Origin of the sequence: Streptococcus infantis, from assembly GCF_047464415.1 — a bacterium.
In the GTDB taxonomy this organism is placed as follows: Bacteria; Bacillota; Bacilli; order Lactobacillales; family Streptococcaceae; genus Streptococcus; species Streptococcus infantis_AE.
In genome coordinates this window covers 38130-48821 of the sequence record NZ_JASHBX010000014.1, presented here as the reverse complement: position 1 = coordinate 48821, position 10692 = coordinate 38130, and the positions used below count along the sequence as shown (strand labels likewise).

Genomic DNA, 10692 nt, shown 5'->3' with positions numbered 1-10692 from the left:
TGGCTTGAACACCTTTATTGTATCGCGTTTGGAGTTTTTTTGGTATAACCTTCGACGCGCACCCGCATAGCGGGTGGTTTATTTGTCTCGCACCTAACGGAGCGAGACGGACTGAAAGTCACATAATAAAAGCCCGAAACATCTATATTATTAGATGTTTCAAGCTTTGAACGATTGTTACATATTATCTAAATCCCATCTGCGCCAGTTTATTTTGATAAGCTTTTTGGTCCACTCGAAGGGATTGACCGCCGTATACGTCAAAGTCATCTACCCAGTCTCCAAGTTCTGGAACTGTCAATCTTTCAATACCATTCTGCGCACCTTCAAGGACTGATAAGCCATTGGTCAATAAGAAAGTATATGGAAGGTTTGTAGAGGTCATGGCGAAGACTTTACCAAGAGCTTCCGAACCAGTGAAAAGTTTTGTCGGATCTTTAATTTGTTGTAAAACAGCAGTCATGACTTGTTGCTGTCTACGAGTACGGCCATAGTCCCCTTCATCATCATCACGGAAACGTGCATAGTTGAGAAGAGTCGAACCATTCATCTGTTGTTTCCCAGCTCGAATGGTTTGAGTCGGTGACTCAGTTTCCGTTGCGTGCAAGTCATCTCCTACAGTCGCTTCTGTAACTGGGACCCCGTTTAGAGTTGAAAACTGAGCATCAATGGTCACACCATCAGGGAAAAGCGTATCAATGGCTGTCGCAAAGGCTTGGAAATCGACAAGGGCATAATATTTGATGTCTAGATCAAAATTATCCTTGAGGACCTTGCGGACCATTTCAGCTCCTTGTTTACCTTCTTGTTCCCCTAATTCGTAGGCTAAGTTTAATTTATGGTCGGTCTGTTTTTGACCATTGATGACTTGGCTATATCCATCAATATAGACCAAGTTATCACGCATAAAGCTAACGAGCTTCAATTTTTTATCTTTGCCACTTACATTCAGAACCATAATGGAATCTGTCCGTGTTTCTGCACTATTCTGTCCGATACGTCCATCCGTACCCAAAATAAGAATATTAACCCCATCACGCGTATCTTGTCCATTGAAGACTTCAACCTGAGCAGCTTTGGCATCTTTGGGCCCATTTGAGCTATTAGGATTCGCCGATTGGAATCCCTTTAAGAACATGACGATCATTCCAACTGCTACACAAAGTAATAACATCCCTAACCAAGCAAATAAGCGTTTAAAACGAAAACCTCTTTTTTTCTTTTGCTTCTTAGCTTTTGGAACCTTCGTTTCCAGTTGAGCCCCGCCACTACGGCGACTAGAACGGCTACGATTAGCATAGGTTGGTAGGTCGATACCAGAATCTGAAAGAAGTTGTTCTTTGGCTTCTGGATTGAAAACTTCAGCTGAACCTTTTTGACCTTCTAACTTAGCATGTAAAAAGTCAAATTCTCTCTTTTCTTTTTCATTCAAATAATGAATATTTTTCAAAAGATAGTCATATCTCAGTTTTTCATGGTGTGTCAAAGGATTCTCTCTAGTCATTCCTTCTCCTTTCCTTTATCCTGTATGGTATAGATAGGATAAGCACCTAGTACTTTATACTGGATTCCAATCGTTTCTAATTCTTTTTGAGCAAAATGGACCAGTTCTTTATCAGCATAGTCCACATCAATGATAAAAAAGTATTCTCCCAAGGCTGTTTTTAGGGGACGACTCTCAATTTTAGTCAAGTCGATTCCTCGCCAAGCAAAGGTAGAAAGTGCCTTATATAATGCACCTGGAAGATTATCTGGCAAAGTCAAAGCTAGACTCATCTTTTCAGAACCTGGACTCAAGGGAATTTGTGGTAAGTTAGGTCCCAAAACCCAAAAACGAGTAAAATTGGCTTCCATTTCTTGAATATCTTGAGCGATGAGTTCTAAACCATATTCCTCTGCAGAACTTCTTGGGGCAATCGCCGCAAATGGTTGATCAGGATGTTCAGAAACATAGCGCGCAGCGTAGGCTGTACTGGCAGTGACTTCCAGTTGCGCATCTGGATAATGCTCGTCAATAAATTTCTTCCCCTGTGCCAATGCTTGTGGGTGAGAAAAGATTTTCTCTATTTTAGACTGTCCTGGTACTGCCATCAATTGTTGGTGGATTGGCTGAACAATCTCTGCCACAGCTTGAATGCGAGCTTGATGGAAAAGATAGTCCAGAGTCTCATGAACACTACCTTCAATGGAATTTTCAACCGGCACTACTGAATAGTCTACCAATCCCTGTTCATAGGCCTTGATAACGTCTGTAATATTTGAAAATGGCTCCAGTTCCTCATGAGGAAAAGCCGTTTGCACCACATGGTGCGAAAAAGATCCTTTGGGACCTAGATAGGCAATTTTCATGTCAATTCCTCTATAATTTCCTCTGGGCTTAGCTTGGACACATCGATAACCTTACTAGCCACTTCCTCATACCAAGCCTGTCTTTCATTAAAAATTACAGCCAAATTTTCCTTGCTATTGTTCAGAAATAGTGGGCGTTGATTGTCCTTATCAGCTGAAATTCGTTGGTAAAGGGTCTCAAAATCTGCTTTAAGATAGATGTTCTCTGGATTTTGCTTGAGCAAGTCACGATTACGAGGAGAAATAACTACTCCACCACCAGTAGACACGACTTGGTCCGTTTTTAGTAGGTCAGCCAAAACTTCTTCTTCTATCTGACGGAAGGCTGCTTCTCCTTTTTCTTCAAAGAAACGAGCAATCGGCATCCCCAAGCGTTCTTCAAGCAAGGCATCCATGTCTACAAAGTCAGAATCTAATCCTCTAGCAATAGTAGATTTTCCTGCACCCATAAAACCTAGTAAAACCTTAGCCATGAATCAAGGTCTCCAAATCATCAAAGAAGCTTGGGTAGCTAGTATTAATAGCTTCTGCACGATCCAATTCAACCTCTCCATCTGCCACAAAAAGCGCTGCAATGGCTGTCATCATGCCGATACGGTGGTCACCAAAGGTATTGACTCTGGCTCCATGGAGGGCAGATTTCCCCTTGATAATCATTCCGTCTGCTGTAGGGGTGATAGTTGCTCCCATGCTATTTAAGGCATCAGCAACAACTTGAATGCGGTCGGTTTCTTTAACCTTGAGTTCCTCTGCATCTTTGATGACCGTTTGACCTTGAGCTTGGGTAGCAAGGAGAGCGATAATCGGCAATTCATCAATTAAACGTGGAATCAAGGCTCCGCCAATCTCTGTTCCCTTCAAATCTGAAGTTTCAACAGTCAAAGTTGCAGACTTGGCAATTGGATCAATATCAGTAAGTTCTAGTTTCCCACCCATAGCACGGATAACATCAATAATCCCTGTACGAGTTTCATTAATACCTACATTCTTAAGCACCACACGAGAATTTGGAACAATCAGACCTGCCACCAACCAAAAGGCTGCACTAGAAATATCTCCAGGTACGACAACCGTTTGTCCATTTAGTTTCTGTGGTCCTTGGACAGTGATTTTCTTACCATCGACACTTAACTCCCCACCAAATTGACGCAACATATCTTCTGTGTGGTTACGAGTGCACTCCTTCTCGATAATGACTGACTGTCCTTGAGCCTGCAAGGCTGCAAAAATCAAGGCAGACTTGACCTGAGCAGAGGCGATTGGCAATTCATAATGAATAGGTGTTAAATTTTTTGTACCTTTTAAGTGCAATGGTGGCAAGTCTCGCTCTGTTTGACCTGAAATACTAACTCCCATTTTTTTCAAAGGAAGAGTCACGCGGTCCATAGGGCGTTTGGAAAGACTGTCATCTCCAAACATCTCCACTTCAAAATCTGCACCAGCAAGGACGCCTGAAATCAAACGAATAGAGGTCCCAGAATTCCCCATATCGAGAGCATTCTGAGGAGCTTTCAATCCATCCAAGCCAACACCTTGTATGGTAACGACACCGTCTTTGTCCTCAATCTCTACGCCGAGGTCCCGAAATACTTGCATGGTTGATAGGACATCTTCACCACGCAAGATATCATAAACTTTAGTCTCACCTTCAGCCAAGCTTCCAAAAATAATAGAGCGATGACTGATGGATTTATCACCTGGTACGCGAATGCTACCATTCAAATGGTTAACGTTTGTTTTTAACTTCATACTAGACCTCATACTGACAATACTTTTTCTTATTTTATCATAAAAAGTCAGAAATTTCTTAAAAATTCCTGACTTTATGAGGTAAATTCTTATTTTAAAAGTTCTGAAATTGGTTCAAATACGATTTTTTCAATATCAGATAGATAAATAGAAAGTTGTTGCTGTTTGGCAAAGAAAGCTGATAAAAGAGCGTTACCTTGAATCTGCTTACCAAAGCTTTCCATTTTTTCTTGGAAAGAAGCGTCGGGCATTTGACCAGTTTGTGCCATGACTTGGATTTCATGTTGAAAAGCAATATAATCTGCAAAGATTTTACTAGCTTCTGCATCAGCTTGGATAGCATCTCTAGCTTCCTTAACCGCCTTGTATTCAGGCAATTCGCGTAGTCCACGACTTAGTGCATTTGCACTATCATAAATATTTGACATAATTGTCCTCCTTATTTGATAACGACTGTATAGTCAGTATTTTCTGTAATGACTTGCTCAGCACGTTTTAAATCCTGAGCATTCTTAAAGGAAATTTGCAGAATCCCGTGAATATCTTCTCGATTTTCCTCGTTGATATGGATATTGACCAAGGAAGTTCCTCTTAGCAATTCCAAGATGCGCAAGATAACATCTTCTTCATCGGGAACATCTACATAGAGGTCAAATGAGCTATCTACTCCGCCACGTTTATGGATTTCCATAGCTTGACGTTGTTCACGCGCTTGGTTGAAAAAATTCCAGATTTGGTTTTCGTCACCTACACTGATTGCATGACCTACCTCGTCCAAACGCCCCTTGAAATCCTCAATGCGTTCAATAATGGTCTCTCGATTGGATAAGAGGATAGAAGTCCACATACCTGGCTCGCTTTCAGCAATCCGAGTCATATCACGGAAACCACCTGCCGCAAAGCGTCGAGCCATTTCATGCTCTTCAGCATAACTTGCAGTTTGTCCCATCAATCCTGATGCTAAGATATGAGGAAAATGACTAATCTGAGAAGTCACTCGGTCATGTTCTTCAGCATCGATTTCAATAAAACGTGCATGAAGTCCCGACAGCAAGTCTTTCATTTCTTCAAGCGTATCTGGAGTCGTTAGGCTCGAAGGTGTGAAAATATAGTAGGCATTTTCAAAAAGATTAACATCGGCAGAGGTTGCGCCTCTCTTATGACTACCTGCCATAGGATGCGCTCCAACAAAGCGAACGGGCTTATCTGCAAAATACTTCTCTGCTGTAGCCACAATAGCTGACTTGGTCGATCCAGCATCAGAAATAATGACGCCTTCTTTTAGTTCCAAAGTTGCCAATTTTTGTAAAAAAGCAATGGTTTGCTTGATTGGCAAGGTAAGAATGATGACATCTGCTAGTGGAGCAAAACTGGCAAAATCATCCGTCGCACGATCAATCATTCCTCGCTCCAAGGCAATATCTCTAGATGCCTGACTGCGATTGTATCCTAAAATTTCATAATCAGGATGATCTCGCTTGATTCCGAGTGCCATGGAAGCACCAATCAAACCCAATCCTGCGATATAGATGGTTTTTACCATAAGAACTCCTTAATAATTCTTTGTATACTCCCGATGTTTAGCAACAGCTTCTTTTAATTCCTCCAGATTATCAGAAGAGAATTTCTCTAGAATTTCTTGGGCCAAAACTGTTGCTACGACTGCTTCCATAACAACACCTGCTGCTGGAAGAGCGGTTGGATCACTTCTCTCCACCGTTGCCTTATAAGGCTCATGGGTTTCAATATCGACACTCATTAATGGCTTATAGAGAGTCGGAATTGGTTTCATGACCCCACGAACAATAATCGGTTGACCATTGGTCATACCACCTTCGAAACCTCCAAGATTATTAGTACGACGAGTATAGCCAGCTTCTGGTGACCAGAGGATTTCATCCATGACTTGGCTACCCTTGAGATAACCTGCTTTAAAACCAAGACCAAACTCCACACCCTTAAAGGCATTGATGGATACAACCGCTTGAGCTAATTTAGCATCTAGTTTGCGATCCCATTGAACATAAGAACCCAGACCAACCGGAACACCACCGACAACTGTTTCAACAACACCACCAATGGTATCTCCGTCACGTTTGATTTGGTCAATATAGTCCTTGATTTCCTGCTCACGTTCTTGGTTGACAATAGAAACTTCTGACTGAGCAGCTAGTTTCTTAATCTCTGCGACTGTTAAGTTGTCTGGAACATCGATTTCTTTGCCACCAAAAACAACAACATGGTTAGCAATTTCAATATCAAGCTCAGCCAATAGTCGTTTAGCCACAGCCCCGACTGCTACTCGCATAGTCGTTTCACGGGCAGATGAACGTTCCAGGGAATTTCTCAAATCATCAAAGCGGTATTTGATACCTCCTACCAAGTCAGCGTGACCTGGGCGAGGATGAGTGATTTTTCGTTTACTTTTAAGTTTGTCTTCAATATCCTCTGCAGACATGATATCCAACCATTTTTGGTGGTCTTTGTTAATGACATCCATGGTAATGGGAGCCCCTGTCGTCTTCCCGTGGCGAACACCAGAAGTAAAGACAACCTGATCACTCTCAATCTTCATGCGACCACCACGGCCGTAGCCACCTTGACGACGTTTGAGATCCTCATTGATATCCTCGGCAGTCAAAGGAAGGCCTGCTGGGATTCCTTCAATAATTGCTGTCAGACGAGGACCGTGTGATTCTCCTGCTGTTAAATATCTCATACATTCTCCTTATTTTACCAAGTAATCTTTCATTTCTTCGAGAGAAACTCGGTGAATCATTGCTGAACCAAGTTCTGGTACCAAGACTAATTTCATAGTGTTGCCACGCGCTTTTTTATCGTGAGTCAAAGCCTGATAAAGCTTATCAACATCCCAGTTTTCATAATCCACAGGAAGACCAAATTTCTGACACATTTCTCGGATAGACTGAGTGATTCCATCTGGCATAAGGCCTTTTTGTTCGGCTACTTTAGAGACCTGAACCATTCCCATCGCTACTGCCTCACCATGCATGACACGTCCATAACCAGCAGTTGCTTCAATAGCATGGCCGATTGTATGACCAAAGTTGAGATACAGACGAATGCCATTGTCCAATTCATCCTCAACTACCATCTTGCGCTTGACCTGACAAGAGTGCTCAATCAAACTTTCTGAATGTTCCAATATGCTTTCGACAGAACCATCCATATCGGATAATAGGTCCCAGAGTTCTGGATCTTCAATTAAGCCATACTTGATGACTTCACCCATTCCTTCAATCAACTCTCTCTTACCTAAGGTTTCAAGAACGGTTGGATCAATCAAAACGCCGTCTGGTTGGGCAAAAGTTCCCACCATATTCTTGGCAAAAGGTGTATTCACTCCTGTCTTACCACCAATAGACGAGTCCACCTGGGCAGTCAAACTGGTCGGAATTTGAACAAAGTGAATACCTCGCATGTAAGTTGAGGCTACAAAGCCAGCCAAATCACCAACGACACCACCACCTAAAGCTACGATGCCGTCACTGCGAGTCAAGTCTTGCTTAACTAGAAATTCATAAGCCTTTTGAACTGTGGTTAGATTTTTTCGCTCTTCACCCTCTAGAAAGTCAAAAACTGCCACTTGAAAACCAGCATCCTCTAGGCTCAATTTTACTTTTTCTGCGTAGAGAGAAGCCACATGGTTATCGGTAATGATAACAACTTTTTGCGGTTGCCAAAGTTCCCGCAACCATTTTCCTGCTTGAGACAAGCATCCTTTTTCAATCTGAATATCATAGGGATGTTGGGGAAGGTCTATTTCGATTTTCATAGCAGTTCTCCTTTTTCTTTATTGATACTTTTGTTTTAATAATTCCCAGATTTGATCAGTTGGCATTTCCTTGTCAGTCCATAACTGAAAAGCTTCAGCTGCTTGGTAAAGCAACATGCCTAGGCCATTAACAGCGTGATTTCCCTGGCTCCTTGCCCACTTTAGAAATGGTGTTTCAAAGGGTTGATAAATCACATCTGCTACAAATAGCTTCTCTGGTAAAACAATACTTGTTGGGATTGGCTGAGATGCTCCATCCATACCAACACTAGTCGCATTTACCAGTAAATCCGAATCAGTTATCCTTGCTTGCAGTTCAGAAACATCTTCTAAAGCAAATAAATCTACTTTAAACCCCGTTTCATTTTGTAATTTTTCTAAGTAAGGTCTTGTTTTTTCTATTGAACCCGAACGAACAAAGACAGAAACCTGACTGACTCCATCCAAGATTGCCTGTGCCAAAATTGCCTTGGCTGCACCGCCTGCTCCTAACAATACCATTCTTTTCCCAGATATTTTAAAAGAAGGCAAGCTCTTAAAGAATCCCTTGCCATCTGTGTTATATCCGATTAAAGTTCCATCTCGATTCACCACTGTATTGATAGCACCAATCAAACGAGCTTCTTCACTCAATTGATCTAAGTAAGGAATCACCTGCTCCTTGTAGGGCATAGAAAGATTGATTCCAAACATCTGGTAACGACGAATGTTGGCAACTGTTTCTGCCAAGTCTGTTCCTTCTATCTCCCAAGCAAGATAAACCCCATTGGTATGAGTTGCCTCAAAAGCTCTGTTGTGAATGAAAGGTGAAATGGAGTGTTTGATAGGATTGGCGACTACAGCTGCTAAACGTGTGTAGCCATCAATCTTCATTTAGTATCTCCCTAATTTTTTTCATGCTAGAAAGTGAAATCTGTCCTGGAGCACTGGCTTCGTCCAGACTTGCAAAAGACCAGCCAGAACCCGTCACATCTGAAGTGATACGAGAAACCTTACCCATTTTCCCCATAGAAATCGTCACATATTCTTGTTCTGGGTTCAGTGTTTTAAAGCCACGCGTAAAGTTCATAAGGTCCAATACATCTTGTTCTGTATGAGCCATAACCGATACTTTAACCACTTTTGGCGTTAGGCTGGTTAGCTCGGATAAGATTTCCATCATATTCTCTGGAGTTTCTTGGAAATTATGATAACTCAAGACTAGATTTGGAAAATCAAGCATTTCTTCGAAAACATCCTTATGAGAAAAATACTCAAAATCAATGTATTCTGGTTGATAGAGTTGAGCTACATCTTTGATAATTTGTACATACTCTGCCGAATCCAAATCGATCTCGCCTCCCTCAGCACGAGTTCGTAGGGTAAAGAGGAGTTCGCGACCTGCAAATTTTTCAAAAATAGCTGGAGCTACCTGTAAAATAGCTTCCTTTGGTAGGAAGTCGGCACGCCACTCAATGATATCAGCATCGATATACCGCATGGCATCGATTTCTTGCGCCTCTTCTAAACTCTTTGGCATTACTGAAACGACTAATTTCATTTAGTTACCTTCATGCTAATCACCTTAAGGTAATTACTACTTTCATCTTTTTCATTGTAGACAAAGTCTGCTGGAAGTCCATATTTATTAAGAACCTGGTACTTTCTTCCTGCAAATCCTTTGTCGATTTGTTCTATAAATTTTTGACGGGAAACATTGGCAGCATTGGTGCTAGCAATGATCATACCTCCCGGATTTAAAATCTCCAAACTCTGGGAAATCAACTTGTGATAGTCCTTAGCTACAGAGAAAGTTTGCTTTTTATTACGGGCAAAGCTAGGTGGATCAAGAACGATCACATCATAAGACAAGCCCTTACGTTTAGCGTATTTAAAGTATTCAAAGACATCCATAACAATGAAACGATGACTGTCAAGACTGAGTCCATTGGCATGAAAATGAGCTTCTGACAGTTCTCTGGAACGTTTGGCTAGGTCTACAGAGGTTGTTTCACTAGCTCCTCCCATTGCTGCAGCAACTGAGAAAGCTGCTGTGTAGGAAAACATATTAAGCAAGGATTTTCCCATAGCTAAACCATCAACCAAGCTACCACGCACTTCATGTTGGTCCAAGAAGATGCCTGTCATAAGACCGTCATTCATAAAGACTTGATAGAGAACTCCATTCTCAAGAACTGTAAAATTTTCTGGTGCTTCTTGACCATAGATATGGGCAGACTCATAGTCTAGACCTTTAAAACGAATCTTTTCATAGGCACCTAAGACTTCAGGGAAAACCTGAACAAAGGCTGCTAAGATCTCTTGGCGAAGCCCATAGACATAGGAGTTATACCAGGAGAAAACAACATAATCTCCATAGAGATCCAAAGTCATTCCACCAAAGCCATCGCCTTCTTGATTAAACAAACGAAAGGCAGTTGTCAACTCATCTTGATAGTAAGAAGAACGTTTTTGTTTGGCTTTTTCAAACAAACTTTCAAAGAAGGATTGGTCAAAAGAAAGCTTCTGGTTCGTTACAAACCAACCAATCCCCTTATTTTGACGAGATAAATAGGCCTTGCCCAAAAACTGCTTGTTTTGACTAAATAACTCAACTTCTTGATCAGTTTCAGATAGCTCTGGAAAATCAATTTCCTCCAAAAGTACCAGACCTTGGTTTAGTTTTTTTTCAACACGTCTACTGACGAATACTTTATTCATAAATACTATTATAACAAATTTTGTGACAATTCACAAAATAGAAACTATTGATTCATCCATCATCCTACCCTAGCTGAGAGAATTTTTCCTCCCATCAA

Annotated in this window: 11 protein-coding genes; all 11 read right to left on the bottom strand. The window is 41.4% G+C overall.

Translation table 11 applies throughout. The features are described 5' to 3' along the window. Positions 1–184 precede the first annotated feature (184 nt). A complete protein-coding gene (locus QM460_RS08640) occupies positions 185–1504 on the bottom strand; it encodes an LCP family protein (protein ID WP_414289841.1) in 1320 nt (439 codons plus the stop codon). Beyond that, positions 1501–2349 carry a prephenate dehydratase gene (gene pheA / locus QM460_RS08635; protein WP_414289840.1) on the bottom strand — a complete coding sequence of 283 codons (849 nt, stop codon included), beginning with the start codon at positions 2347–2349 and terminating at the stop codon, positions 1501–1503. The genes QM460_RS08640 and pheA overlap by 4 nt, the downstream gene beginning before the upstream one ends. After that, positions 2346–2822 carry a shikimate kinase gene (locus tag QM460_RS08630; protein ID WP_049527590.1) on the bottom strand — a complete coding sequence of 159 codons (477 nt, stop codon included), beginning with the start codon at positions 2820–2822 and terminating at the stop codon, positions 2346–2348. The genes pheA and QM460_RS08630 overlap by 4 nt, the downstream gene beginning before the upstream one ends. After that, a complete protein-coding gene (gene aroA, locus QM460_RS08625) occupies positions 2815–4098 on the bottom strand; it encodes a 3-phosphoshikimate 1-carboxyvinyltransferase (protein WP_414289839.1) in 1284 nt (427 codons plus the stop codon). Before aroA ends, QM460_RS08630 begins: the two co-directional genes overlap by 8 nt. A gap of 89 nt (positions 4099–4187) precedes the next feature. After that, on the bottom strand, positions 4188–4526 hold the full coding sequence (locus tag QM460_RS08620; protein WP_414289838.1) for a YlbF/YmcA family competence regulator: 339 nt from the start codon (positions 4524–4526) through the stop codon (positions 4188–4190). An 11-nt stretch (positions 4527–4537) separates the two neighbouring features. Then, the gene (locus tag QM460_RS08615; RefSeq protein WP_414289837.1) at positions 4538–5641 is read right to left on the bottom strand and encodes a prephenate dehydrogenase; all 1104 of its coding nucleotides are present in this window, start codon (positions 5639–5641) and stop codon (positions 4538–4540) included. A 9-nt stretch (positions 5642–5650) separates the two neighbouring features. Then, positions 5651–6817, bottom strand: coding sequence for a chorismate synthase (gene aroC / locus QM460_RS08610; protein ID WP_414289836.1), 1167 nt, complete (start codon positions 6815–6817; stop codon positions 5651–5653). 9 nt (positions 6818–6826) lie between these two features. Continuing rightward, positions 6827–7894, bottom strand: coding sequence for a 3-dehydroquinate synthase (gene aroB / locus QM460_RS08605; RefSeq protein WP_414289835.1), 1068 nt, complete (start codon positions 7892–7894; stop codon positions 6827–6829). 18 nt (positions 7895–7912) lie between these two features. Next, on the bottom strand, positions 7913–8767 hold the full coding sequence (locus QM460_RS08600; RefSeq protein WP_414289834.1) for a shikimate dehydrogenase: 855 nt from the start codon (positions 8765–8767) through the stop codon (positions 7913–7915). Further along, positions 8757–9434 carry a type I 3-dehydroquinate dehydratase gene (gene aroD, locus QM460_RS08595; protein WP_414289833.1) on the bottom strand — a complete coding sequence of 226 codons (678 nt, stop codon included), beginning with the start codon at positions 9432–9434 and terminating at the stop codon, positions 8757–8759. Before aroD ends, QM460_RS08600 begins: the two co-directional genes overlap by 11 nt. Further along, entirely contained in the window at positions 9431–10594 is a 1164-nt protein-coding gene (locus QM460_RS08590; RefSeq protein ID WP_414289832.1) for a class I SAM-dependent rRNA methyltransferase, read from the bottom strand. The genes aroD and QM460_RS08590 overlap by 4 nt, the downstream gene beginning before the upstream one ends. Positions 10595–10692: the final 98 nt, after the last annotated feature.